Origin of the sequence: Streptomyces sp. NPDC057963, from assembly GCF_042887155.1 — a bacterium.
Classification (GTDB): domain Bacteria; phylum Actinomycetota; class Actinomycetes; order Streptomycetales; family Streptomycetaceae; genus Streptomyces.
The window spans coordinates 246,022-270,885 of the sequence record NZ_JBHVPX010000002.1 but is presented as its reverse complement, the minus strand read 5'-3'; the positions used below and the strand labels follow the sequence as shown (position 1 = coordinate 270,885).

The window sequence follows — 24,864 nt, the reverse complement described above, 5'->3', positions numbered from 1 at the left end:
CGGCCGGAACCGCCGCCGTACGCGCAGCGGTTCCGGCCCGCTACCAGGTCTGCGGCGGGCCGCCATAGGGCGGTTGCCCGCCCCCGGCCGGGCCCCCGGCGGCGGGACCGTTCGCACCAGGCGGGGCTGCCTGCCCCGCCAACGCTGCCGGACTCGCCGGACCCGCCGGGGTGGTCACCGCGCGGCGCCGTGCCAGCAGCGTCCACACGCCGAGCCCGAGCACCAGCACCGCACCCGCGCTTATCCCGGCCACGCCGACCGTCCTCATGGTGGCGCTCCTGGCCGCCTCGGGGTCGCTCTTGCCGCTCTTGGCCATGTCCCTGTCGTCCTGCGTGACCGAGAAGATCCCGGCGCCCCCCGCGTACGGCGACTTCCGCGCCGTCCCCTCGACCTTGATCCTGAGGTTCAGCGGAATGGCCTTGTCGCCGTACGATTTCGCGACCTTCGGGCTGAGCGTCACCGACAGGTAGTACCAGCCGGCGAACCGCATGGCACTGACGCTGCTGGTGGAGTCGTAGCGGTTCTCGTACGCCACCGGAGGCAGCGGATCCAGCGATACGGACGCGGGCTTGCCGGAGTACGACAGCGGCGTCGCGTCGTCGACATGGCCATGGGCCGGATTGTCGAGGGACACCGCGAGCGCGCTGCCGATGAATTCGTCGGAGGCGTTGTTGTTGCTCAGATCGGCGGTGGCGAAGATCTGCTGGCCCCAGTCCACCGGCACCCGGTAGAAGCGGGTCTGCCCCGGCGCGATGTCGTCGTGCCACTCGCCGGTTTCCAGGCTGGTCGCGTCGTAGTAGCTGGTGCCGCCCGACCGCTTCTGCGGAGCGGCGGTGAGTGGCACCGGGGAGGCCGACGGCCAGTTCTCCGGCGCCTCGTTCGGCATCGAACCGGCTGATTTCAGCTGCGGTTCCGACTCGTAGCGCAGCTCCAGGTCCCATGCGCCGGACGAGGACGTGGCCTTGCTCTCCCGCTCGATCAGGACGTTGTACGTTCCGGCTTCCTGACAGGTGCTGCTGTCCTTCCCGGTGATCCGGTAGGCGTACGCCGCGATCGGACGCGGGTATTCCGCCGACTCGAACCGGGCGTCCTCCGAACTGCACTGCAGGTCCGCGCTGTCCCTGATGCTGACCGTGATGCCGTCCCCGTAGGCGACCTGGCCGCCGTCCCCGGGCACGGCCACCGCCGAGACGTACGCATTCGTCTTCGCGTCGAGGTTCAGGCGGTAGTAGAGCTTCTCGCCGCGCTTGATCGAGCTCTTGTAGACCGATCCGGACGAGAGCGCCGACGCCTCGGTGCTGACCTCCGCGCCGCTGACCTTCTTCGCCCCGGGATCGAAGGTGTACGCGGCATCCTCCCCGGCCGCGTACGCCTGTCCCGGCAGCGCCACCGCCGCGCACATCGCCGCGACGGCGGCCAGCGCCACCCGGCCCCTGTTGCGCTGCCTCATCACGCGCTTCCCCTCGTCATCTGTGTGGCGCGCCTGCGACGCCCGCGCACGAACACGAGCCCCGCGATCACGACCACCACAGCGCCCGCCCCGGCAGCGGCCGCAATGCCGGTCCATCCTGCCCCGCCCGTACCACCGCTGTCTGCGACGCTGCTCGGATTACCCTTCTTGTCCGCCTTCTTGGCCATGGCGGGCGGCACGGTGCTCCGGGCCGGCCAACCCGGGGCCGGCCGGCCCGTCATCGAGCGCCGGCTCCCGCGGCACCACGCCGGCCCGCGCGTTCTCCGCGATCCCGGCGGCCTTGCCGACGCGATCTCAGCGGCCTTCCGCCCCTGCCGCAGTACGGCGGCCTCGGTCCTGCGCCGCCACGCGTACCCCCGGCCGAGAACCCGGACCTTTTGCTCTCGCAACCTATTGATTTGCTTAGGTGAACTCAAGGGTGCGGACGTCACGGTCCCGCAACAGCACGAAGCCCCGGCCGCTCAGCGACCGGGGCCCGCAATCAGGCTGTTCTGTCTCACACACCCGAACCTGCGGGCACGGAGTCAGTCGCCTCCGTCCACAGATCCTGCTCGGCGCGATCCGCCTGGATCTGGCGGTACACGAGGAGCCCGCCGATGGCGGCCAGTGCGACCAGGAGAAGCTTCTTCACCGCGCGACCTCGTCTTTCCTTGACGTAGGGGACTTCTGCCGCCCGACTATACACACCGGCCGATATCGATCGGTGACCTACCTGCGGCCCAACTGGCGCCAGGGAAAAGCGGCCACCCGGGAATCGCTCCGACCGGGCGCCGCGCCCGCACCGATCGTCCCGCGCAAGCCCGTCAAGCCCGGTTGCACCAGACGAGTGGTGTTCATCTGAAGATCGGCGGATCTGCGGCGTCGGTCCACGAATTCACGGGCCACATCCACATCATCAGAAAGGTAAGCAAACCGGATCACCCGAAAGCGAGGGGCCATGCGCACCTTCAAGGCCAGGAACATCTGGACCACCTTCGTCACCGCCTTCTTCGCACTCCTCGCCGCCCTGGGGCTCATGAGCACCCCCGCGGCGGCCACGGAGCCGAGCGCCCCGGAGGCGGCCACCACGAACCAGGAGCACACGGGTGCGACCGCGGCAACCGCGACCACCCCGTCGGTGCGGTGGACCCTTCCGCGTGACCGGGCACTGCCGCCCACGATGAAGCAGCGCATCCACGCCGAGGCGCACGGCTCCTCACCCGCCACCCGGCATCTGTCCGCAGACACGACGGACGCCACGGAAACCAGGAGCACCGCCCGCGCCACCCACGGAGCCCCGGCGGGGGACGCGTCCCTCCTCCCGCCGTGAGAGCCGCGCAACTGACGTACAGAGCCCCCGGGCCGGTTCACACCGGACGGGGGCTTCTCCGTGCGCTCCAGCCCCGCCCTGCCCCCTTCCGGCACGAGGGGCGCGGTGCGAGGGCCCGGTACGAGGGCAGAGGGCAGGTGGAGGAGGACAGCCGCGAAGACCACGGAGGCGGACGACAGAGGGGAGGGCAGAGGAGGGCGGCAGAGGCCCCCGGTCCGACACACGCGCCCCTGCACGGAACCGCACGCAGGACCAGGCCCAACCGGAACCCGGCCCCGACCCGGCCCGAACTACCCGCCCCCACACGAAGAACACGTCGCAACGACCCCACGCAGAAGGCCCGGTGCCTCCGAAGAGGAACCGGGCCTTCTGTTGTCACTGTGGGGCTAACAGGATTTGAACCTGTGGCCTCATCCTTATCAGGGATGCGCTCTAACCAACTGAGCTATAGCCCCGCCGCGCTCTGCGCTGACTTCTGAAGATTAGCGCACGTCGGGGCCAGTCCCAAAATCGATACTCCGAGCCCTACTCGTCCTCGGCCAGCGTGAGCTCGATGCCGCCCACGAAGCCCGCCGAGAGGTTGTAGATGAAGGAGCCCAGCGTCGCCAGCGCGGTCGCCAGCACCACGTCGATCACCGCGATGACCGAGGTGAAGATGAGGACCCGCGGAAGCGACAGGAACGACTGGACATCGAAGCCGTTGCTGTCGTTCGAGCCGGTGGCCTCGCTGATCGTGCCGCCGACGGTGGTGAAGACGCCCATCGCGTCCATCACCATCCACAGCACCGCCGCCGCCACCACCGTGCAGATGCCGAGCGCGATGGAGAGCAGGAAGCTCACCTTCATCACCGACCACGGGTCGGCCTTGGCCACCCGCAGCCGCGCCTTGCGGGTACGCGGAGTCGTCCGCGCCCCTGTCCGCGGCCGCCGGGCCGCCTGCGCGGCGCCGGCGCCCTGTGCACCACCCTGCGTGCCGTCCGGCCGGCCGCCCTGGGTCCCGCCCGCGGGCGAGGGGTATGCCTGCGGCGGGTGGTACGGCCCGCTCGCCTGCCCCGCTGCGGGCTCGCGCTCACCGGGCAACGGCCCGGTCGCGTAACCCTCGTACTGGGGCTGTGGCCCCCGGGTGTCCGTCACAGTGCCCCCTTGGGAGTCCGTGGCAGGGCCACGGGCACCGTTCGCTCCTGCTCCGGAAGCGGCCGAACCGGCGCCCGTGGCTCCACTCACGCTCTACTCCTCGTGCTCCCCTGCCGAAGGCGACATACCCTCGGCATTGCCCTCGACTGGGCTCTCGGCAGCCTCCGCCGTCGCGGTCTCGGCGTCATCGGACCCCTCGACCTCTTCGGCCTCACGACCGGCTTCGGCGTTGCGGGCGATGCCGACGACGGCATCGCGCTTGCCCAGATTGATCAGTTGGACGCCCATGGTGTCACGGCCCGTCTCCCTGACTTCATTGACTCGCGTACGAATCACACCACCGCCGAGCGTGATGGCGAGGATCTCATCCGTCTCCTCGACCACCAGCGCACCGACCAGCGAACCCCGGTCCTCCACGATCTTCGCAGCCTTGATGCCCAGGCCGCCACGACCCTGAACGCGGTACTCGTCGACGGGAGTCCGCTTCGCGTACCCACCGTCGGTGGCAGTGAACACGAACGTACCCGGCCGGACAACATTCATCGAGAGCAGTTCGTCGCCTTCGCGGAAACTCATGCCCTTGACACCCGAAGTGGCACGGCCCATCGGGCGCAGCGCATCGTCCGTCGCGGTGAACCTGATCGACTGGGCCTTCTTGCTGATGAGCAGCAGGTCGTCCTCGGCCGACACCAGCTCCGCACCGATCAGCTCGTCGGCCGTGCCGTCGGCACCGTCCGCCGTCTCCCGGAGGTTGATGGCGATGACCCCACCGGAACGAGGCGAGTCGTAGTCCTTCAGCGCGGTCTTCTTCACGAGACCGCCCTTCGTGGCCAGGATCAGATACGGCGCGGCCTCGTAGTCGCGGATGGCCAGGATCTGCGCGATCCGCTCGTCCGGCTGGAAGGCCAGCAGGTTGGCGACATGCTGACCGCGGGCGTCACGGCCGGCGTCCGGCAGCTCGTACGCCTTCGCCCGGTACACCCGGCCCTTGTTCGTGAAGAACAGCAGCCAGTGGTGCGTCGTCGACACGAAGAAGTGGTCGACGATGTCGTCCTCCTTCAGCTTCGTGCCACGCACGCCCTTGCCGCCGCGCTTCTGCGAGCGGTAGTCGTCCGTCTTCGTACGCTTCACATAGCCGCCGCGCGAGATCGTGACGACGATGTCCTCCTCGGCGATCAGGTCCTCGATGGACATGTCACCGTCGAAGGGCACCAGCTTGGAACGCCGGTCGTCGCCGAACTTCTCGACGATCGCGGCCAGTTCCTCGCTGACGATCTGCCGCTGCCGCTCCGGCGACACCAGGATCGCGTTGTACTCGTTGATCTTCGCCTGGAGTTCGTCGTGCTCGGCCGTGATCTTCTGGTGCTCCAGCGCGGCCAGCCGGCGCAGCTGCATCTCCAGGATCGCGTTCGCCTGGATCTCGTCGATCTCCAGCAGGCCCATCAGGCCCTCACGCGCCACCTCGACCGTCTGGCTGCGCCGGATGAGGGCGATGACCTCGTCGATCGCGTTGAGCGCCTTGAGGAGACCACGCAGAATGTGCGCCCGCTCCTCCGCCTTGCGCAGACGGAACTTCGTACGCCGGACGATGACCTCGATCTGATGCGTCACCCAGTGGCGGATGAACGCGTCGATCGACAGGGTGCGCGGCACACCGTCGACGAGCGCCAGCATGTTGGCGCCGAAGTTGGTCTGCAGATCGGTGTGCTTGTACAGGTTGTTCAGCACGACCTTGGCGACCGCGTCCCGCTTCAGCACGACGACCAGACGCTGCCCCGTACGCGACGACGTCTCGTCACGGACGTCCGCGATCCCGCCGATCTTGCCGTCCTTCACCAGGTCGGCGATCTTCTGCGCCAGGTTGTCCGGGTTGGTCTGGTACGGCAGCTCCGTCACGACCAGGCACTGCCGGTTCTGGATCTCCTCGACCGCGACGACCGCACGCATCGTGATCGAGCCACGGCCGGTGCGGTACGCCTCCTCGATGCCCTTGCGGCCCACGACGAGCGCACCCGTTGGGAAGTCCGGGCCCTTGATCCGCTCGATCAGCGCCTCCAGGAGCTCCTCCTGCGAGGCCTCCGGGTGCTCCAGGTACCACTGCGCACCGTCCGCGACCTCGCGCAGGTTGTGCGGCGGAATGTTGGTCGCCATACCGACCGCGATCCCCGCCGAGCCGTTGACCAGCAGGTTCGGGAAACGCGCCGGCAGAACCGTCGGCTCCTGGTTGCGGCCGTCGTAGTTGTCCTGGAAGTCGACGGTCTCCTCGTCGATGTCCCGGACCATCTCCATGGACAGCGGCATCATCTTGCACTCGGTGTACCGCATGGCGGCGGCCGGGTCGTTGCCCGGAGAACCGAAGTTGCCGTTGGAGTCCACCAGCGGCATCCGCATCGACCACGGCTGCGCCAGTCGCACCAGCGCGTCGTAGATCGACGAGTCACCGTGCGGGTGGTACGTACCCATGACGTCACCGACGACACGGGCGCACTTGTAGAAGCCCTTCTCGGGCCGGTAGCCGCCGTCGTACATCGCGTACAGCACCCGGCGGTGGACGGGCTTGAGACCGTCCCGTACGTCCGGCAGCGCACGCGAGACGATCACGGACATCGCGTAGTCGAGGTAGGAGCGCTGCATCTCCGTTTCGAGCCCCACGGGCTCGACACGCATGCCCACACCGGCGGCGGGCTCCTCTTCAGGTGTCACAGGGGTGTTCTCGTCGGCCATTGCTGGTCAAAGTCCTTTCGAGCGGCGGCTTGCTGGTACGGCCGACTCAGATGTCGAGGAAGCGGACGTCCTTGGCGTTGCGCTGGATGAACGAGCGCCGCGCCTCGACGTCCTCGCCCATGAGCACCGAGAAGAGGTCGTCGGCCTGCGCCGCGTCGTCCAGCGTGACCTGGCCGAGGACACGGTGGTCGATGTCCATCGTGGTGACGCGCAGCTCCTCGGCGTTCATCTCGCCGAGGCCCTTGAAGCGCTGGATCGAGTCGTCCTTGATCCGCTTGCCGTTCTGCTTGCCCAGCTCGACCAGGGCGTCGCGCTCCCGGTCCGAGTACGCGTACTCGAAGTCGTCCCGGCCCCACTTGATCTTGAAGAGCGGCGGGCGGGAGAGGTACACGTGCCCGGCCTCGACCAGCGGACGCATGAAGCGGAAGAGGAACGTCAGCAGCAGGGTGTTGATGTGCTGGCCGTCGACATCGGCGTCCGCCATCAAGATGATCTTGTGATAGCGGAGCTTCTCGATGTCGAAGTCCTCGTGGACCCCGGTACCGAAGGCCGAGATCAACGCCTGGACCTCGGTGTTCTGCAGGATCTTGTCGACCCGGGCCTTCTCGACATTCAGGATCTTGCCGCGGATCGGCAGGATCGCCTGGTACATCGGGTTGCGGCCGGACTTCGCCGAACCACCGGCGGAGTCACCCTCGACGATGAAGATCTCGCACTTCGTCGGGTCGTTGGACTGGCAGTCGCTCAGCTTGCCCGGCAGCGAGGCGCTCTCCAGGAGCCCCTTGCGACGGGTCAGATCACGCGCCTTGCGGGCCGCGACGCGGGCCGTGGCCGCCGCGATGCCCTTGCGGATGATGTCGGCCGCCTCGTTCGGATTGCGGTCGAACCAGTCCGTGAGGTGCTCGTGGACCACCTTCTGGACGAAGGTCTTCGCCTCCGTGTTGCCCAGCTTGGTCTTCGTCTGCCCCTCGAACTGCGGCTCGCCCAGCTTCACCGAGATGATCGCCGTCAGACCCTCACGGATGTCGTCACCGGTGAGGTTGTCGTCCTTCTCGCGCAGCAGCTTCTTGTCCCGCGCGTACTTGTTGACCAGCGTCGTCAGCGCCGCACGGAAACCTTCCTCGTGCGTGCCGCCCTCATGCGTGTGGATCGTATTCGCGAAGGAGTACACACCCTCGCTGTACTGCGTGTTCCACTGCATGGCGATCTCGGCCGAGAGGAGGCGCTCCTTGTCCTCGGCCTCGATGTCGATCACCGACTCGTGAATGACGTCGCCCTTGCGGGAGTTGAGGTACTTCACGAAGTCGACGATGCCGCCCTCGTAGTGGTACGTCACCGTGCGGACCTGCTGCTCCTCGGCGGCCTCGGCCACCTCGGCGACATCCGCGCCCAGCGTCGCCTTGGCCGACTCGCGCTCGTCGGTGAGCTTGATCGTCAGGCCCTTGTTGAGGAACGCCATCTCCTGGAAGCGGCGCGACAGGGTCTCGAAGGAGTACTCGGTCGTCTCGAAGATGTCCCCGTCGGCCCAGAAGGTGACGGACGTCCCCGTCTCGTCGGTGGCCTCGTTGCGGGCCAGCGGAGCGGTGGGCACACCGAGCTTGTAGTCCTGGGTCCAGCGGTATCCGTCCGTCCGGACCTCGACGGAGAGACGCGACGACAGCGCGTTCACCACGGAGACACCGACACCGTGCAGACCACCGGAGACGGCATAACCGCCGCCGCCGAACTTACCGCCGGCGTGCAGGACCGTCAGCACGACCTCGACCGCCGGCTTCTTCTCCGACGGCACGATGCCGACCGGGATACCCCGGCCGTTGTCGATCACACGGACCGCGCCGTCGGCGAGGATCGTGACGTCGATCGTGTCCGCGTGCCCGGCCATCGCCTCGTCGACCGAGTTGTCGACAACCTCTTGTACGAGGTGGTGAAGGCCTCGCTCACCGGTCGAGCCGATGTACATGCCAGGTCGCTTGCGGACCGCGTCCAGACCCTCGAGGACGGTGATCGCGCTGGCGTCGTACGAGGCCGTGACCTCGCCCGAAGCGGCTGTCTCGCCCGAAGCGGGTGCCTCGCCGGAGACGAGTGCCCCGCCCGAGGCGATCACCTCGCCGCTCTCACCGGGTGTGGACGGAATGTTCTCGTTGGGGTTGCCGGAATCGGCCACGAAGCGCCCTTTCTGGCACAGCACAGGCCGTTCTCCGGTCAGTCGGGAGCGGCTGCGTCGTTCGGCTTGTATCGACGACTCCCGCAAGGATGCGGGATTGTTCACCAGTCTACCGGTAGCGCCGACATGAATGGGGGTTTGCCGGTACCTGAGTACGCATGTGCCGCCCTGGATGAGCGCCTGACGACTCCCCATATTCAGGAAGGGCCCCCAAGGGGCTCACACCGGCATTGAGCGCTTCGACCTGTCAACCTCTCGCTACCGTGAGGGACGCCCCAATCCACCCGCCCGGTTGCAACCACCACATATCCGCGCAACACGGATGCGACGGACAGCGCCGTCAAGAAGACAGCACGGAGCCCCGACCCCGTCCAAAACCCGGCCCCAGCCGCTCAAGAAGAGAAAAAGCCCAGCTCAGGAGCGTCAGCCATACGTATCGCCAGGCCCGGTGCTCCCCGGCGCCCGCAGCGGACCGAATCTGCGCTGCGGCCCCCCCGGCCCCAACACCTTGATCAACCTCACCGTGCCGTGCCCCAGATCCGCATTCAGCCGGGCCACCAGCTGAGGCGCCAGCAACCGCAACTGCGTCGCCCACGCCGTCGAATCGCACTGCACCGTCAGTACCCGCTCGTCCGGATCCTCGTCGTACCGCAGCGGAACACAGTGATTCGCCAGATCCTCACCCACGATCTGCGGCCAACGCCCCATCACCCCACCCACCGCGGCAGGCGTCTCCCAACCACGCTCAGTGATCAGACGATTGATCGCAGCACCCAGCGGCAACGGATCCCGCCCGTCCGCCCGCGCCCCCGAACGCAGCCCACCACCCCGCCTGGCCTGCTTCTTCTGCTGCGCCGCAGCACCACGCGCACGCGCCTGCTCCTTCGCCGCACGCAACGCCACCCTCGCCAGGTCCACACCCGACGGCTCCGGCCGGTTCCCTTCCCCCGAAGACCCCTGAGCCGACTCCCCGGAAACCCCGGACACCTCACCACGGCCACTCACAGCCGCTCCACCTCACCCGCGGACACCGCGTACCGAGCCCCCGCCAGAACCCCCGGGACATCGTCGCCCACCGCCGCCGTCACCAGCACCTGCTCACCCGGAGCCACCAACTCCGCCAACCGCTCACGACGACGCGCATCCAGCTCCGCGAAGACATCGTCCAGCACCAGCACCGGCTCATTGCCCTCGCTGCGCAGCAGATCGTACGAAGCCAGCCGCAGCGCCAACGCGTACGACCAGGACTCACCATGGCTCGCGTACCCCTTGGCCGGCATGCCCCGCAGCCCCAGCAGCAGATCGTCACGGTGCGGACCGACCAGCGTCACCCCCCGCTCGATCTCCTGCTTGCGGACATCCGCCAGAGCCGCGATCAGCTGCTCGTACAGCTCCTCACGGCCGTGTGCCGCACCCACACCCGCGCCGACCGAACTCCGGTACTCCAACGCCACCGGACCACCACCCGGCGCCACGTCCCCGTACGCCTTGTCGGCCAGCGGCTGCAACGCGGCGATCAGATCCAGCCGCTGCGCCAGCAGCTCCGCACCGACCCGGCCCAGATGCTGGTCCCACACATCGAGTGTGGACAGATCCATCGACCGGCCGCCGTGCCTACGCGCCATCGCCGCCGACTTCAGCAGGGTGTTGCGCTGCTTCAGCACCCGCTCGTAGTCCGAACGCACCCCCGCCATCCGCGGTGAACGCGCCGTGATCAGCTCGTCGAGGAAACGCCGACGCTCTCCCGGATCCCCCTTGACCAGCGCCAGATCCTCCGGCGCGAACAGCACCGTACGCACGATCCCCAGCACGTCGCGCGGTCTGACCTGCGACGACCTATTGATCCGGGCCCGATTCGCCCTGCCCGGATTGAGCTCCAGCTCGACCAGCTGCGAACGCTCGCCCTGCGTGACAGCGGCCCGGACGACAGCACGGTCCGCACCCATCCGCACCAGCGGCGCATCCGAGGAGACCCGGTGGCTGCCGAGCGTCGCGAGATAGCCGACGGCCTCCACCAGATTCGTCTTGCCCTGGCCGTTGGCCCCCACAAAAGCGGTGACGCCCGGGTCGAGAGGTACCTCGACCCGGGCGTACGAGCGGAAGTCGGCCAGCGAGAGATGCGTGACGTGCATGGGTGTGCGCCGACCTTCCCGGCTTCCTGCTCCGTGGTGCGGGTCGGACGCCCCGGCCCGGCCCGCTCCTCGTCGCGGTTACTTCTCGTTCTACTTCTTGTTCTCGACCGCGTGGCCACCGAACTGGTTGCGCAGTGCGGCGATCATCTTCATCTGCGGGGAGTCGTCCTGCCGCGAGGCGAAACGCGCGAAGAGCGACGCCGTGATCGCGGGCAGCGGCACCGCGTTGTCGATCGCGGCCTCCACCGTCCAGCGGCCCTCGCCGGAGTCGGCGGCGAAGCCGCGGAGCTTGTCGAGGTGCTCGTCGTCGTCGAGCGCGTTGACCGCCAGGTCGAGCAGCCAGGAACGGATGACCGTGCCCTCCTGCCAGGAGCGGAAGACCTCGCGCACATCGGTGACGGAGTCGACCTTCTCCAAGAGCTCCCAGCCCTCGGCGTAGGCCTGCATCATGGCGTACTCGATGCCGTTGTGGACCATCTTCGCGAAGTGGCCGGCACCGACCTTGCCCGCGTGGACCGAACCGAAGTCGCCCTCGGGCTTCAGCGCGTCGAAGACCGGCTGGACCTTCGCCACGTTCTCGGCGTCGCCGCCGTACATCAGCGCGTAGCCGTTCTCCAGGCCCCAGACACCGCCGGAGACGCCGCAGTCCACGAAGCCGATGCCCTTGATGCCCAGCTCGACCGCGTGCTTCTCGTCATCCGTCCAGCGGGAATTCCCGCCGTCCACGACGATGTCGCCGGGCGACAGCAGCCCGGCCAGCTCGTCGATGGTGGCCTGGGTCGGGGCACCGGCCGGCACCATCACCCAGACGACCCGGGGTCCCTTCAGCTTGCCCACGAGCTCTTCGAGGCTGTGGACATCGGAGACATCCGGATTGCGGTCGTAACCGATGACGGTGTGGCCTGCGCGGCGGATGCGCTCGCGCATGTTGCCGCCCATCTTGCCGAGGCCGACGAGACCGAGCTCCATCAGAGATTCCTTAAGCGTTGTGCCGATTCGTACCCAAGGCCGAGCCTACGCCCGGCCGGGGACAGACCGACGGGCATGCTCGGCGCCGAGCGTGCCCGTCGGGAGCTGCCGACGCGGGACCGAAGGGCCGGTCAGCCGGAGAGGCGGACCGGCATGATCAGGTACTTGTACGCCTCGTCCGCCTCGGCATCCACGGCCGGACGACCGCTGAGCAGCGCGGGCTTGGTGGACGTTGTGAAGGACAGCTGGGCGACCGGGGAGTCGATCGCGCTCAGGCCGTCCAGCAGGAAGGTCGGGTTGAAGGCGATCGAGATGTCGTCGCCCTCCAGCACCGCGTCGACCCGCTCCACAGCCTGTGCGTCGTCGCTGGAACCCGCCTCCAGGATCAGCACACCCTGCTCGAAGCTGAGCCGCACCGGAGTGTTGCGCTCGGCGACGAGGGCCACACGCTTGACGGCCTCGACGAACGGAGCTGTCTCGATGACGGCCACCGAGTTGAACTCGGTGGGGAACAGCGTGCGGTACTTCGGCAGATCGCCTTCGAGCAGTCGCGTGGTCGTACGTCGGCCCGCGCCCTCGAAACCGATCAGCCCCTCACCGGCACCCGATCCGGACAGCGCCAGCGTCACCGTGTCACCACTGGTCAGGGCCTTGGCGGTGTCCAGCAGGGTCTTGGCGGGCACCAGGGCGACGGCCGAGGCATCCGGGTTCTCCGGCTTCCAGAGGAACTCGCGGACCGCGAAGCGGTAGCGGTCGGTGGAGGCGAGGGTGACGGTCTCGCCCTCGATCTCGATGCGGACACCGGTCAGGACCGGCAGCGTGTCGTCACGGCCTGCGGCGATGGCGACCTGGGCGGCGGCCGAGGCGAAGACCTCACCGGGGACCGTGCCGGTCGCGGTCGGCATCTCCGGCAGTGCCGGGTACTCCTCCACAGGAAGGGTGTGGAGTGTGAACCGCGAGGAGCCGCAGACCACGGTCGCCCGTACACCGTCTGTGGAAATCTCCACCGGACGGTTGGGGAGGGCGCGGCAGATGTCGGCGAGCAGACGGCCGGAGACCAGCACCGTGCCGTCCTCCTCGACCTCCGCGTCCACCGAGACCCGGGCCGAGACCTCGTAGTCGAAGCTGGAGAAGCTGAGGGCGCCGTCCTCAGCCTTCAGCAGAAGGCCCGCAAGAACGGGCGCCGGCGGACGGGCCGGGAGGCTACGGGCCACCCAGGCCACAGCCTCCGCGAGTACATCGCGCTCCACCCGGATCTTCACCGGAACCGCCTCCTGCTGTTGCTCGCTCGCCCTGCTGGCCTTCGTCGTCTGATCGGGTCTCCCACCGATGACAGGGGGAGGACGCCGGGGTCCAGTCTGACGTACGGCACCGACACTCGGTGCTGCTCGGGGTCAAGTCGCGACAAGAGGCTCGGAGGGCTCCGGCGCCGAGTTGTGCACAGGCCCCACTTCGAAGCGGATTCCGGGCTAACTCTAGGTGGCAGTAGTAGTAGGGCCTGTGGAAACCGTGGATAACGTCGTTTTCGCAGGTCAGGCCTCGTTTTTTGTCCACCGACCCTGTGGGTGGCGCCGGTGGACAACCCGGCGCTTCTGTGGACACACGAAAGTTCTGCACACCCGATACACAGGACAGGGGGGTTTCTCCCCAGGGCTGTCCCCAGCTTTACCCGGGTTCCCCACAGCTCAACCGACCCTCTCGGTGTGACGCCTTTCACTCGGCGCAGTGAAAGGCGGCGTCGCGTTGCCGAACAGTGGACAGAGGTGTGGAGAAGCACGAGGAAGCTGGGGACAACACGGCCCAGGCTGTGGGCCGTCGGTGGACAACATCATCGGCCGCCTGTGGACGAATATTTTATCCACAGGCTGTGGATCATTGTTGACCACAAATCCCCAGGCCCTTGACCTGGCCTGATGGAGTATCGGCAGTCGCCCCTGTGGAAGCAATATGGACAACTTCCCAATCCCCAGGCTGTGGAGGGGAAAATCTCCCCAGATCTGTGGAGAACGGACGGCCAGCGGCAGGTATTCGAACACCGCGACCGCTCCGCAGGCCGAAGACGGACTCCGGAGCGACGTCGGAACGGGCCCCTGAGGGCCGCCGGAGCGGGCTCCGGGAGCGTCGGAGCGGTTCTCGGAGGGGTCGCCAGGGCTCCGGAGCGGGCTCCGGAGGGGCGCGGAGCAGGTTGCGGAGCGGGCCTCGGAGGGGGCACTGAGCGTGTTCCGGAGCGGGCTCCGGCCGTTGGGGGACCGGAAGCCGGGGCGTCTTTCGGCGGCCCCGGACGGATCTCGGAGCGTCTTTCAGCGGCCCAGGGCGGGAACCGGAACGGATTTCGCGGCACCCAAGGGGCCTGGGGGAACGAAGGGGCCTGGGGGAACGAAGAAGGGCGCCCGAGGTCTCCGGTGGAGGTTCCTCGGGCGCCCTTCCGGCGCGGTACAGAGCGTGGGCGCCCCGTCGGGGCGTCCCGTCAGCCGTTCTTGATGCGGTTGGTGAGCTCGGTGACCTGGTTGTAGATGGAGCGCCGCTCCGCCATCAGCGCGCGGATCTTCCGGTCCGCGTGCATCACCGTCGTATGGTCGCGGCCGCCGAACTGCGCCCCGATCTTGGGCAGTGAGAGATCGGTCAGCTCCCGGCAGAGGTACATGGCGATCTGGCGGGCCGTCACCAGGACGCGGCTGCGCGAGGTTCCGCAGAGATCGTCCACCGTCAGCCCGAAGTAGTCCGCGGTCGCCGCCATGATGGCCGTCGCCGTGATCTCGGGAGCCGAGTCCTCGCCTCCCGGGATCAGGTCCTTCAGCACATGCTCGGTCAGCCCGAGGTCCACCGGCTGGCGGTTGAGGCTCGCGAAGGCCGTGACCCGGATCAGCGCCCCTTCCAGCTCCCTGATGTTCCGGGAGATACGGGAGGCGATGAACTCCAGCACCTCCGGCGGGGCGTTGAGCTGCTCCTGGACCGCCTTCTTGCGGAGGATCGCGATCCGCGTCTCCAGCTCCGGCGGCTGCACATCGGTGGTCAGACCCCACTCGAAGCGGTTCCGCAGCCGGTCCTCCAGAGTCACCAGCTGCTTGGGCGGCCGGTCCGAGGACAGCACGATCTGCTTGTTGGCGTTGTGGAGCGTATTGAAGGTGTGGAAGAACTCCTCCTGCGTCGACTCCTTGCTCGCCAGGAACTGGATGTCGTCGACCAGCAGGATGTCCACGTCGCGGTAGCGCTTGCGGAAGGTGTCGCCCTTGCCGTCGCGGATCGAGTTGATGAACTCGTTGGTGAACTCCTCGGAGCTCACGTACCGCACCCGGGTGCCCGGGTAGAGGCTGCGCGCGTAGTGCCCGATGGCGTGCAGCAGGTGGGTCTTGCCGAGTCCGGACTCCCCGTAGATGAAGAGGGGGTTGTACGCCTTGGCGGGTGCTTCGGCGACCGCGACCGCCGCGGCGTGCGCGAAACGGTTGGAGGCACCGATGACGAAGGTGTCGAAGAGGTACTTCGGATTCAGCCGGGCCGCCGGCTCGCCGGGGCCGGGCGTGGGGGCGGGCTGTGCGCCCATCGGCCCGGAGGCGCCGCCGGGCCGCCCGGTGCCGGCACCACCGGGCCGGTGCTGGGCCTGCGAATCCTGCATGTCGTGGCGCTCGGGGCGCTGCTGCTCGTAACTCTGGCGCTCGGGCGGCTGCGGCCGGTAGTCGTGCTGCGGCTGCTGGGGACGCCCGCCGGCGTACGGCTCGCGCCACTGCTCCGCGGAGGTGTCGCGGTCCTGGAATCCGCCGAGCCGGGGCTGCTGCCAGGAGAGGTCCTCCTGGGTGCGCGGCCACGCACCGGGGTCGGGGCGCTGCTGCTGGTAGTCGGGGTAGGCGGGCCGGGCGGTCGGCATGCCGTCGTCCGAGGGCCGGTGCCCGTATCCGTCGTACGCGTCGTTGTGCTGGCGCTCGTCGTGCTGCGGTCCCTGATAGCGGTGCTGCGGGGGTTGCGGGGACTGGTGCATCGGGGGGGCGGGCGGGCTCGGAGGTTCGCCCGCGGAGTCGTCGACGGTGATCGCGATGCGGATCGGGCGGCCGCATTCGCGGCTCAGTGTCTCGCTGATGAGCGGCGCGAGCCGGCCTTCCAGTACGCGCTTGCCCCATTCATTGGGGACGGCCAGCAGCGCAGTGTCGGCGACCAGTGCGAGGGGCTGGCAGCGCTCGATCCACTGCTTGTCCTTCGGCTCGATGCCCTGCTGGCCCTCGCCGAGGAGTTGCTCCAGCACGCGTGGCCACACTGCGGCAAGATCGGCAGGTACGTCAGCCACAAGGCACGCTCTCTCGCTGGTCCCACGAATGTGTGGTTCTCGGGACGGGATGGTTCGGGATGGGTGAGGACCGGCAGGCAGGAAGAAAAAGAGCCGGAGTTCAGCCACGGTAGTCAGGCCGACCCGCGTGGTTCAAGTTGTTGTCCACAGCCTGTGCACAGCGGGGGGTGCGGTAGGGCTGGTTTGACCGGATGGCGTGGCCGCGCGTACCGTGGCCAGGTCGAGTTGTCGATGGCTGCTGCCGCCTGCCTCCGATGGGCAAAGATCACGATCTGTGATTGTGAAGCGGTGCACTAGAGCGTTTACGCGAGTCTCTCGTGGGCGCACGGTGACAGCCAGGCGATGTCCCGCCAACACACGAGTCATTTCTGGAGCCCCCGAGTGAGCAAGCGCACCTTCCAGCCGAACAACCGTCGTCGCGCGAAGACCCACGGCTTCCGGCTGCGGATGCGCACCCGTGCCGGCCGCGCGATTCTCGCGTCCCGCCGTGGCAAGGGTCGCGCCAACCTGTCCGCCTGATCGCTTACAGGTCATGACGTGCTGCCTACCGAGAATCGGCTGAGGCGGCGCGAGGACTTCGCGACCGCAGTACGTCGAGGACGCCGGGCCGGCCGCCCGCTACTCGTCGTTCATCTACGCAGCGGTGCAACGGACCCGCACGTGACTGGGGAGAATGCTCCCCCGCCGCGTGCGGGTTTCGTTGTCAGCAAAGCCGTGGGTGGAGCGGTCGTACGCACAGCGGTGAAGCGCAGGCTTCGCCATTTGGTCCGCGAACGGCTTGCCCTGCTGCCCCCCGGTAGCCTGGTTGTCGTACGAGCGTTGCCCGGAGCGGGCGACGCCGACCATGAACAGCTGGCCCGAGACCTGGACGCCGCTCTGCAGCGGCTGCTGGGAGGGGGCGCGCGATGAAGTACCCGCTGCTGGCTCTCATCAAGCTCTATCAGTGGACGATCAGCCCACTTCTCGGGCCTGTCTGCCGTTACTACCCGTCGTGTTCCCACTACGGATATACGGCGATCGACCGGCACGGAGCGATCAAGGGAACCGCGCTGACGGCTTGGCGCATCCTGAGGTGCAATCCGTGGTCACCCGGTGGCGTGGACCATGTTCCACCACGCAAACGTCCGCGTTGGCATGAACTCCTGCGTAATGCCATGCGCGGTGGCAAGGGCGGGGACTCCGCCGCTGATGCGCCTGTCCGGGGATCGGATTCCGAAGCCCCGAGTCAGGCCGCAGAGACTTCGCCCAATGCTCAAGGAGCCTGATTAGTGGACACGATTGCCAGTCTGTTCAGCTTTATCACCTGGCCCGTCTCATGGGTCATCGTCCAGTTCCACTCGTTGTACGGGGCGATCTTCGGAGACAACACGGGCTGGGCCTGGGGCCTGTCCATCGTGTCCCTGGTGGTGCTGATCCGGATCTGCCTGATCCCGCTTTTCGTCAAGCAGATCAAGTCGACCCGCAACATGCAGGTGCTCCAGCCGAAGATGAAGGCGATCCAGGAGCGCTACAAGAGCGACAAGCAGCGTCAGTCCGAAGAGATGATGAAGCTGTACAAGGAGACGGGTACCAACCCGCTCTCCTCGTGCCTTCCCATCCTGGCGCAGTCACCGTTCTTCTTCGCCCTGTACCACGTGCTGTCGGCCATTGCCTCGAACAAGAAGATCGGCGTCATCGACCAGTCGCTGCTCGACAGCGCCCGTCAGGCGCACATCTTCGGTGCCCCGCTCGCCGCCAAGTTCATGAACAGCCCGGCTGAGGTCAGCGCTCTCGGTGCTTCTCTGACCGACGTCCGGATCGTCACCGCGGTCATGATCGTGATGATGTCGGCGTCGCAGTTCTTCACCCAGCGCCAGCTGATGACGAAGAACGTCGACCTGACGGTCAAGACGCCGTACATGCAGCAGCAGAAGATGCTGATGTACATCTTCCCGGTGATCTTCGCCGTCATGGGCATCAACTTCCCCGTCGGTGTCCTTGTCTACTGGCTGACCACCAACGTCTGGACCATGGGTCAGCAGATGTACGTGATCAACCAGAACCCGACCCCGGGCAGCAAGGCGCAGGACCAGTACCTGGCACGTCTGCTGAAGAGCGTCACCGCGCACGGCGAGGTCCGCGGCAGGACCCGGCGCAATATGGTCAAGCGGATCGTGTCCAAGGGCCCGGACCGCAATGACATCGAGCGGAAGTTCATCACCGGGCTGGCCAAGCTGGGCCTCGCCGCCCAGGAGGACGGCATGGTGATCAAGGGCGAGGCCGCTGTCACCGAGGCCGAGGGCGGAGCCGCGCAGCGGCGTCAGCAGCCCAAGCGCCAGACCAAGGCTCAGCGTCAGACCGGCGCTGTACAGCAGGCGGGGGCCAAGGACGCCGATTCCACCGAGTCGGGTTCCAAGGCATCCCTGCACAAGCAGGACGCAACGCAGGACGAAAAGCTCAAGCCGGCGGGCAAGCCCGCGTCCGGCTCCTCACGCCAAGCCAAGTCCGGACAGCGCAAGGGTCCGCAGCGGCCCAAGCACCCGTCCAAGAAGTAAGAAGGAGTCCATCCGTGACGGAAGGCACCACCTCCACGGCCGCTGAGGGCAGCGACACCTTGACCCGCCTTGAGCAGGAAGGCGAGATCGCAGCGGACTACCTTGAGGGCCTGCTCGACATCGCCGACCTCGACGGTGACATCGACATGGATGTCGAGGCGGACCGGGCCGCAGTTTCGATCATCAGTGACTCGGCGCGTGATCTGCAGAAGCTCGTGGGCCGCGACGGTGAGGTGCTGGAGGCGCTCCAGGAGCTGACGCGGCTTGCTGTGCACCGGGAGACCGGTGACCGCAGCCGTCTGATGCTGGATATCGCGGGGTTCCGGGCCAAGAAGCGGGCCGAGCTGGCCGAGCTGGGTGCCAAGGCCGCGAACGAGGTCAAGAGCACTGGTGAGCCGGTGAAGCTGGACCCGATGACGCCGTTCGAACGCAAGGTTGTGCACGATGCGGTCGCGGCCGCTGGTCTGCGCAGCGAGTCAGAGGGCGAGGAGCCGCAGCGCTTCGTCGTCGTTCTCCCGGCCTGACCGGACCCTTGTTCTGTCGGCCCCGTCTGTTCGCAGGCGGGGCCGATCTTTGTCAGCCTGATAGTCAGCCACGCACAGTGCGGTATGGAAGGACGGTTCCCGTGACGGCGGAAGTAGAGCTTCCCCAGGCGCCCGAAGGGGCGCGGGCGGTTTTCGGCGAGTTCTTCCCGGAGGCTGTCCGGTACGCGGAACTGCTGGCGGATGCCGGTGTGAAGCGGGGGCTGATCGGTCCGCGTGAGGTGCCGCGGCTGTGGGAGCGGCATCTGCTGAACTGCGCGGTGCTCTCCGAGGTGGTGCCCGAGGGCGTCTCGGTCTGTGATGTGGGCTCCGGCGCGGGCCTTCCGGGTATTCCGCTGGCGCTGGTGCGTCCGGATCTCAAGATCACTTTGTTGGAGCCCCTGCTCCGGCGGACGAATTTCCTTCAGGAGGTCGTCGAGCTGTTGGGGCTGGACCATGTGACGGTCGTGCGGGGCCGGGCCGAGGAGGTCCTGGGGACGCTTCAGCCGGTTCACGTCGTTACGGCCCGGGCTGTGGCTCCGCTCGACCGGCTGGCGGGCTGGGGCGTTCCGCTGTTGCGTCCGTATGGAGAGATGCTGGCGCTCAAGGGGGACACCGCCGAGGAGGAGATCGTCGGTGCGCGGGCGGCCTTGAGTAAGCTCGGTGTGGTGGAGACCGAGGTGCTGCATGTCGGAGAGGGCATTGTCGATCCGATGTCCACGGTGGTGCGTGTGGTGGTCGGAGAGAGTCCGGGCGGTGTGAGGTTCGCCGCAAAGAGGGCCAAGGCTGCGAGGACGAGTCGCACGAGGCGCCGTCGCTGACACGTCCGATCACGCTGTGGAATCGGCCGTTGCCTGCGGTTGGTGCTGTCTTTCGGTGGTGATCCCGGCAGCAGTCATACGTGCCCCGTGCGGAGTGTCGTGCCCCCGTAGCTACGCTGCGGGGGCATCGTGTTTCACGTGAAACGTCGCTCTCTGCTGCATGGGATCATCAGCCGCGGTCGTGTGGCTGCCGCGCCGCGGCATCGCAGCCCCGTTGGGGCTACGGAGTTGTCCACAGAAGTGGATTCATCCACAGAAGAGCGGGCCTCGCTGGTTCACGACCCCGAAAGCATGGCAGGCTCTGTTCATTGCGAGCCTGAAGTCGAGGAGAGTGAATCCTTGCGGTCCGACGCCAACATCGCGGGACCGATGACCGATCCGGTCCCCGGTCCCCGAACCGAATCGGCGGGGGAGGGTGTTTCACGTGAAACACCGCCGCCGATGGATGACACACCCATCGGTCGTGCGGCCCAGCTGGCGGTTGAGGCCCTCGGCCGCGCCGGCGAGGGCCTGCCCCGTCCTCACCGGACGCGCGTCATGGTGGTGGCCAATCAGAAGGGTGGGGTGGGCAAGACGACCACGACGGTCAACCTTGCCGCCTCGCTCGCGCTTCACGGTGCACGTGTGCTGGTGGTCGACCTCGACCCGCAGGGGAACGCCTCTACGGCTCTGGGCATCGATCACCATGCCGAAGTCCCCTCCATCTATGACGTCCTGGTGGAGGGCAGGCCGCTCTCCGAGGTGGTCCAGCCTGTTCCGGATGTCGAAGGTCTCTTCTGTGCCCCCGCCACCATCGATCTCGCCGGTGCGGAGATCGAGCTGGTGTCGCTGGTGGCGCGGGAGAGCCGGCTGCAGCGGGCGATCCAGGCGTATGAGCAGCCGTTGGACTACATCCTGATCGACTGCCCGCCTTCGCTCGGTCTGCTGACGGTCAATGCTCTGGTCGCCGGTGCCGAGGTCCTGATCCCTATTCAGTGCGAGTACTACGCGCTGGAGGGGCTGGGGCAGCTGCTGCGCAATGTGGACCTGGTGCGGGGGCATCTCAACCCCGACCTCCACGTGTCGACGATTCTGCTCACCATGTACGACGGCAGGACCAGACTCGCTTCGCAGGTCGCGGAGGAGGTGCGCAGCCACTTCGGTAAGGAGGTGCTGCGGACGAACATTCCGCGGTCGGTGCGAATTTCGGAGGCACCGAGCTACGGGCAGACCGTGCTGACCTACGACCCGGGTTCGAGTGGGTCGCTGTCGTACCTCGAAGCGGCGCGTGAGATCGCGCTGAGAGGTGTTGGGGTGCAGTACGAGGCCCAGCATGCCCACACGGGCAGCGGGAACAGCCAGCAGAGCATTTCGGAGGGGATTCAGTGAGTGAGCGTCGAAGAGGGTTGGGGCGTGGGCTAGGTGCCCTGATCCCCGCCGCTCCGCAGGAGAAGCAGGTGCCGTCCCCGGGGGTGGGCTCGGTCTCTTCCGGGGCGGGTTCTGTGATGACGGCAGACCGTGGGGTGGCCGCTGCGAAGGTGGCCGGTCTCGCGTCCGCTCCGGTTGTGCCGGAGCCGAGTGCGCCGGTTTCGGAGCCGGAGGCGGCAGCAGCGTCGGTGGGAGCCACCGGGGCGTACTTCGCCGAGGTTCCTCTCGGCTCCATCACGCCCAATCCGCGTCAGCCCCGTGAGGTGTTCGACGAGGACGCGCTTGCCGAGTTGGTGACCTCCATCAACGAGGTCGGTCTTCTCCAGCCCGTGGTCGTGCGGAAGACGGGGCCGGAGCGCTACGAGCTCATCATGGGTGAGCGGCGCTGGAGGGCGTGCCGTGAGGCGGGTCTGGAGCGGATCCCGGCGATCGTCCGGGCCACGGACGACGAGAAGTTGCTTCTGGACGCACTCCTGGAGAACCTTCACCGGGCTCAGCTGAATCCGTTGGAGGAGGCGGCCGCGTACGACCAGCTGCTCAAGGACTTCAAGTGCACGCATGACCAGTTGGCCGACCGGATCGGGCGTTCCCGCCCACAGGTGTCCAACACCTTGCGCCTGCTGAGGCTTTCGCCTCCTGTGCAGCGCAGGGTCGCGGCCGGGGTGCTGTCGGCCGGTCATGCGCGGGCACTGTTGTCCGTGGACGACTCGGAGGAGCAGGACAGGCTGGCGCACCGCATTGTGGCCGAAGGGCTTTCGGTGCGTGCGGTCGAGGAGATCGTGACCCTCATGGGGTCCAGGCCCACGAACCCTGGCAAGGCCAAGGGGCCGCGGGCCGGCGGGCGGGTGTCGCCGGCGTTGTCCGATCTCGCTTCCCGGCTCTCGGACCGTTTCGAGACCAGGGTGAAGGTCGACCTCGGACAGAAGAAGGGAAAGATCGTCGTCGAGTTTGCATCGATGGAGGATCTTGACCGCATTCTCGGCAGTCTGGCACCGGGCGAGGGGCGCGTGCTGGACCAGGCACCGTCTGAGGATCCTGCTGAGGGCGACGAGGGCTGACGTCTGCCGGATGAGCTGTAGGGCGGGCCGTGTTCCGATGGATGCCGGAACACGGCCCGCCCTTTGCTCTCTCTCGGTGTCGGCTTTATCCCTGGGTGGATACGATGCGTTCTGGTATGGCGCATCCGTTGTGAGCCACTTCGGTGAGGGAGGGCTGTGCGATCGGTGAGCCGCAGCCGACTGGCGACAGTGGGACTGGGCTTGTGGGGGCTGCTGCCGGAGGGTTTGCCGGCGGTCTGCTCCTGGAACGGAGTGCACTTGACTGCCGCACGCGATGCGGCAGGCGAAGGAAGCGAGGAACAGCCTTCATGGGGCGCCGGCTCGTACCACTCACCCTGGACAACCTTTCCGATCTCCCGAAGCGCTGCCGCTCGTGTGTCTTCTGGGAGCTTGATCCGGTCAGCGGAGAGGCCGCCATCAAGGCAGGAACCCCCGGGCTGGAAAAAGAGGCATGGATCTCGGCCGTTCTGTTGGAGTGGGGTTCGTGCGGCCGCGTCGTCTACGTCGACGATGTACCGGTGGGCTTCGTTCTCTATGCACCACCGGCCTATGTGCCGCGCTCGACGGCTTTTCCCACCAGTCCCGTCTCCCCCGATGCCGTGCAGTTGACGACTGCCTGGATCATGCCGGGGTACCAGGGGCAGGGGCTGGGCCGGGTCATGGTGCAGACCGTCGCCAAGGACCTGCTGCGTCGGGGATTCAAGGCGATCGAGGCTTTCGGCGATGCCCGGTGGAAGGAGCCTGCCTGCGTGCTTCCCGCGGATCACCTTCTTGCGGTGGGATTCAAGACCGTACGGCCGCATCCCGTCCATCCGCGGCTGAGACTGGAACTGCGGACGACGCTCTCCTGGAAGGAGGACGTCGAGCTTGCGCTGGACCGGTTGCTGGGTGCCGTTCAGAAGGAGCCGGCGTTGCGGCCCCTGTGACTCCAGGGCCCAGAGGCTATGCGAAACGGGTCCATCCCCCGAGGGGATGGACCCGTTTCACGTGAAACAACGGACCATGGTCCTACGCGCTGATGAAGCCTTCGAGATCCCGGAGGAGCGCGGCCTTCGGCTTGGCGCCCACGATGGTCTTGGCGACCTCGCCGTCCTTGTAGACGTTCAGGGTCGGGATGGACATGACGCCGTACTTGGCGGCCGTGGCCGGGTTCTCGTCGATGTTGAGCTTGACGACCTCGATCTCGTCGCCGTGCTCGGCGGCGATGGCCTCCAGGGAGGGCGCGATCTGGCGGCACGGACCGCACCAGGCGGCCCAGAAGTCCACCAGCACAGGCTTCTCGCTCTTCAGGACGACCTCGTCGAAGGAGTCGTCGGTCACTTTCTTCAGGTCGCCGGCCACGGCGGCCTCCTTAACTTCTTGGGGTGTGGGGGTGGGGATCAGACGGTGGCCGCGGCGGCCTTCTCGTCGTCGGCGAGCGCAGCGAGGAAGCGCTCGGCGTCGAGAGCGGCCGAGCAGCCCGTGCCGGCAGCTGTGATGGCCTGCCGGTAGGTGTGGTCGACGACATCGCCGGCGCCGAAGACACCGGTCAGGTTGGTGCGCGTCGAGGGAGCGTCGACCTTGAGGTAGCCCTCGTCGTCGAGTTCGAGCTGGCCCTTGAAGAGCTCGGTGCGCGGGTCGTGGCCCACCGCGATGAACAGGCCGGTCACCGCGAGCTCGGACGTCTCGCCGGTCTTGGTGTTCCGGAGGGTCAGCCCGGACAGCTTCTGCTCGCCGTGCACTCCGGCGACCTCGCTGTCCCAGGCGAACTTGATCTTCGGGTCGGCGAAGGCGCGGTCCTGCATGGCCTTGGAGGCACGCAGCGAGTCACGGCGGTGGACGATGGTGACGGACTTGGCGAAGCGGGAGAGGAAGGTTGCCTCCTCCATCGCGGTGTCGCCGCCACCGACTACTGCGATGTCCTGGTCCTTGAAGAAGAAGCCGTCACAGGTCGCGCACCAGGAGACGCCGCGACCGGAGAGGGCGTCCTCGTTGGGCAGGCCGAGCTTGCGGTGCTGCGAGCCGGTCGTCACGATGACGGCCTTGGCGCGGTGCACCGTGCCGGCTGTGTCGGTGACCGTCTTGATGTCGCCGGTGAGATCCACGGAGACGACATCGTCGGGGACGAGCTCGGCGCCGAAGCGTTCGGCCTGGGCGCGCATGTTGTCCATGAGCTCGGGGCCCATGATCCCGTCCTGGAAGCCCGGGAAGTTCTCCACGTCGGTGGTGTTCATCAGCGCACCGCCGGCCGTGACGGCGCCCTCGAACACCAGCGGCTTCAGTGAGGCGCGTGCGGTGTAAAGGGCTGCGGTGTAGCCCGCGGGGCCGGAGCCGATGATGATCACATTACGGACGTCGCTCACGG

The 24,864-nt window shown here is 67.5% G+C and carries 23 protein-coding genes and 1 tRNA gene; 10 read left to right on the top strand and 14 right to left on the bottom strand.

Features of this window, described 5'->3' with window-relative positions:
• Window positions 1–40: 40 nt before the first annotated feature.
• The 3 genes from ACFVT1_RS04925 to ACFVT1_RS04915 all read right to left on the bottom strand — a co-directional run bounded on the left by ACFVT1_RS04925 (window position 41) and on the right by ACFVT1_RS04915 (window position 2,102).
• A complete protein-coding gene (locus tag ACFVT1_RS04925; RefSeq protein ID WP_389792606.1) occupies window positions 41–1,450 on the bottom strand; it encodes a hypothetical protein in 1,410 nt (469 codons plus the stop codon).
• The gene (locus ACFVT1_RS04920) at window positions 1,450–1,638 is read right to left on the bottom strand and encodes a hypothetical protein (protein WP_389792604.1); all 189 of its coding nucleotides are present in this window, start codon (window positions 1,636–1,638) and stop codon (window positions 1,450–1,452) included. Before ACFVT1_RS04920 ends, ACFVT1_RS04925 begins: the two co-directional genes overlap by 1 nt.
• 329 nt (window positions 1,639–1,967) lie before the next feature.
• Entirely contained in the window at window positions 1,968–2,102 is a 135-nt protein-coding gene (locus tag ACFVT1_RS04915) for a DLW-39 family protein (protein ID WP_003958712.1), read from the bottom strand.
• A gap of 306 nt (window positions 2,103–2,408) precedes the next feature.
• On the opposite strand from ACFVT1_RS04915, the gene ACFVT1_RS04910 reads away from it, so the two are divergent.
• On the top strand, window positions 2,409–2,780 hold the full coding sequence (locus ACFVT1_RS04910; protein ID WP_389792602.1) for a DUF6344 domain-containing protein: 372 nt from the start codon (window positions 2,409–2,411) through the stop codon (window positions 2,778–2,780).
• A 381-nt stretch (window positions 2,781–3,161) separates the two neighbouring features.
• On the opposite strand, the gene ACFVT1_RS04905 is transcribed toward ACFVT1_RS04910, so the two are convergent.
• The 9 genes from ACFVT1_RS04905 to dnaA form a co-directional block, all read right to left on the bottom strand.
• Window positions 3,162–3,235 (bottom strand) — tRNA-Ile (locus ACFVT1_RS04905).
• A gap of 70 nt (window positions 3,236–3,305) precedes the next feature.
• The gene (locus tag ACFVT1_RS04900; RefSeq protein WP_389792600.1) at window positions 3,306–3,914 is read right to left on the bottom strand and encodes a DUF3566 domain-containing protein; all 609 of its coding nucleotides are present in this window, start codon (window positions 3,912–3,914) and stop codon (window positions 3,306–3,308) included.
• Between the two features lie 93 nt (window positions 3,915–4,007).
• Complete coding sequence (gene gyrA, locus ACFVT1_RS04895) at window positions 4,008–6,638, bottom strand: DNA gyrase subunit A (protein ID WP_389792598.1); 2,631 nt, start codon at window positions 6,636–6,638, stop codon at window positions 4,008–4,010.
• Between the two features lie 46 nt (window positions 6,639–6,684).
• Complete coding sequence (gene gyrB / locus ACFVT1_RS04890; protein ID WP_389792596.1) at window positions 6,685–8,826, bottom strand: DNA topoisomerase (ATP-hydrolyzing) subunit B; 2,142 nt, start codon at window positions 8,824–8,826, stop codon at window positions 6,685–6,687.
• A 399-nt stretch (window positions 8,827–9,225) separates the two neighbouring features.
• Window positions 9,226–9,789 carry a DUF721 domain-containing protein gene (locus ACFVT1_RS04885; protein WP_389793338.1) on the bottom strand — a complete coding sequence of 188 codons (564 nt, stop codon included), beginning with the start codon at window positions 9,787–9,789 and terminating at the stop codon, window positions 9,226–9,228.
• 14 nt (window positions 9,790–9,803) lie between these two features.
• A complete protein-coding gene (gene recF / locus ACFVT1_RS04880; protein WP_389792594.1) occupies window positions 9,804–10,934 on the bottom strand; it encodes a DNA replication/repair protein RecF in 1,131 nt (376 codons plus the stop codon).
• Window positions 10,935–11,024: 90 nt separating this feature from the next.
• Window positions 11,025–11,903 carry a phosphogluconate dehydrogenase (NAD(+)-dependent, decarboxylating) gene (gnd, locus tag ACFVT1_RS04875; protein WP_093895043.1) on the bottom strand — a complete coding sequence of 293 codons (879 nt, stop codon included), beginning with the start codon at window positions 11,901–11,903 and terminating at the stop codon, window positions 11,025–11,027.
• Between the two features lie 131 nt (window positions 11,904–12,034).
• Entirely contained in the window at window positions 12,035–13,165 is a 1,131-nt protein-coding gene (gene dnaN / locus ACFVT1_RS04870) for a DNA polymerase III subunit beta (protein ID WP_362192482.1), read from the bottom strand.
• Between the two features lie 1,205 nt (window positions 13,166–14,370).
• Window positions 14,371–16,179: a chromosomal replication initiator protein DnaA gene (dnaA, locus tag ACFVT1_RS04865; protein ID WP_389792591.1), complete on the bottom strand. Its 1,809-nt coding sequence runs from the start codon at window positions 16,177–16,179 to the stop codon at window positions 14,371–14,373.
• A 381-nt stretch (window positions 16,180–16,560) separates the two neighbouring features.
• Here dnaA and rpmH point away from each other — a divergent pair, with 381 nt between their 5' ends.
• The 9 genes from rpmH (at window position 16,561) to ACFVT1_RS04820 (ending at window position 23,446) form a co-directional block, all read left to right on the top strand.
• A complete protein-coding gene (gene rpmH, locus ACFVT1_RS04860) occupies window positions 16,561–16,698 on the top strand; it encodes a 50S ribosomal protein L34 (protein WP_030930485.1) in 138 nt (45 codons plus the stop codon).
• Between the two features lie 18 nt (window positions 16,699–16,716).
• On the top strand, window positions 16,717–17,088 hold the full coding sequence (gene rnpA, locus ACFVT1_RS04855; RefSeq protein ID WP_093895046.1) for a ribonuclease P protein component: 372 nt from the start codon (window positions 16,717–16,719) through the stop codon (window positions 17,086–17,088).
• Window positions 17,085–17,444 carry a membrane protein insertion efficiency factor YidD gene (yidD, locus tag ACFVT1_RS04850; protein ID WP_389792589.1) on the top strand — a complete coding sequence of 120 codons (360 nt, stop codon included), beginning with the start codon at window positions 17,085–17,087 and terminating at the stop codon, window positions 17,442–17,444. The genes rnpA and yidD overlap by 4 nt, the downstream gene beginning before the upstream one ends.
• 3 nt (window positions 17,445–17,447) lie before the next feature.
• Window positions 17,448–18,713, top strand: coding sequence for a membrane protein insertase YidC (gene yidC / locus ACFVT1_RS04845; RefSeq protein ID WP_389792587.1), 1,266 nt, complete (start codon window positions 17,448–17,450; stop codon window positions 18,711–18,713).
• 14 nt (window positions 18,714–18,727) lie between these two features.
• Window positions 18,728–19,237 carry a R3H domain-containing nucleic acid-binding protein gene (locus ACFVT1_RS04840; protein WP_351783406.1) on the top strand — a complete coding sequence of 170 codons (510 nt, stop codon included), beginning with the start codon at window positions 18,728–18,730 and terminating at the stop codon, window positions 19,235–19,237.
• 101 nt (window positions 19,238–19,338) lie between these two features.
• Window positions 19,339–20,055, top strand: a complete 717-nt coding sequence (gene rsmG, locus ACFVT1_RS04835) for a 16S rRNA (guanine(527)-N(7))-methyltransferase RsmG (protein ID WP_362192468.1) — start codon at window positions 19,339–19,341, stop codon at window positions 20,053–20,055.
• 291 nt (window positions 20,056–20,346) lie between these two features.
• Window positions 20,347–21,423, top strand: coding sequence for a ParA family protein (locus ACFVT1_RS04830; RefSeq protein WP_389793337.1), 1,077 nt, complete (start codon window positions 20,347–20,349; stop codon window positions 21,421–21,423).
• Window positions 21,420–22,520, top strand: coding sequence for a ParB/RepB/Spo0J family partition protein (locus tag ACFVT1_RS04825; RefSeq protein ID WP_389792585.1), 1,101 nt, complete (start codon window positions 21,420–21,422; stop codon window positions 22,518–22,520). The genes ACFVT1_RS04830 and ACFVT1_RS04825 overlap by 4 nt, the downstream gene beginning before the upstream one ends.
• Window positions 22,521–22,828: 308 nt before the next feature.
• Window positions 22,829–23,446, top strand: a complete 618-nt coding sequence (locus tag ACFVT1_RS04820; protein WP_389792582.1) for a GNAT family N-acetyltransferase — start codon at window positions 22,829–22,831, stop codon at window positions 23,444–23,446.
• An 82-nt stretch (window positions 23,447–23,528) separates the two neighbouring features.
• Here the strand turns inward: ACFVT1_RS04820 and trxA are convergent, their stop codons facing one another.
• Both trxA and trxB read right to left on the bottom strand, forming a co-directional pair.
• Window positions 23,529–23,861 carry a thioredoxin gene (trxA, locus tag ACFVT1_RS04815; RefSeq protein WP_389792580.1) on the bottom strand — a complete coding sequence of 111 codons (333 nt, stop codon included), beginning with the start codon at window positions 23,859–23,861 and terminating at the stop codon, window positions 23,529–23,531.
• Window positions 23,862–23,899: 38 nt separating this feature from the next.
• The gene (trxB, locus tag ACFVT1_RS04810; RefSeq protein ID WP_389792577.1) at window positions 23,900–24,862 is read right to left on the bottom strand and encodes a thioredoxin-disulfide reductase; all 963 of its coding nucleotides are present in this window, start codon (window positions 24,860–24,862) and stop codon (window positions 23,900–23,902) included.
• Window positions 24,863–24,864: the final 2 nt, after the last annotated feature.

Coding starts and splice junctions, on each gene's coding strand:
- ACFVT1_RS04925 (WP_389792606.1), bottom strand. CDS start 1,450: ATGAGGCAGCGCAACAGGGGCCGGGTGGCGCTGGCCGCCGTCGCGGCG.
- ACFVT1_RS04920 (WP_389792604.1), bottom strand. CDS start 1,638: ATGGCCAAGAAGGCGGACAAGAAGGGTAATCCGAGCAGCGTCGCAGAC.
- ACFVT1_RS04910 (WP_389792602.1), top strand. CDS start 2,409: ATGCGCACCTTCAAGGCCAGGAACATCTGGACCACCTTCGTCACCGCC.
- gyrA (WP_389792598.1), bottom strand. CDS start 6,638: ATGGCCGACGAGAACACCCCTGTGACACCTGAAGAGGAGCCCGCCGCC.
- recF (WP_389792594.1), bottom strand. CDS start 10,934: ATGCACGTCACGCATCTCTCGCTGGCCGACTTCCGCTCGTACGCCCGG.
- gnd (WP_093895043.1), bottom strand. CDS start 11,903: ATGGAGCTCGGTCTCGTCGGCCTCGGCAAGATGGGCGGCAACATGCGC.
- yidD (WP_389792589.1), top strand. CDS start 17,085: ATGAAGTACCCGCTGCTGGCTCTCATCAAGCTCTATCAGTGGACGATC.
- ACFVT1_RS04830 (WP_389793337.1), top strand. CDS start 20,347: ATGGCAGGCTCTGTTCATTGCGAGCCTGAAGTCGAGGAGAGTGAATCC.
- ACFVT1_RS04820 (WP_389792582.1), top strand. CDS start 22,829: ATGGGGCGCCGGCTCGTACCACTCACCCTGGACAACCTTTCCGATCTC.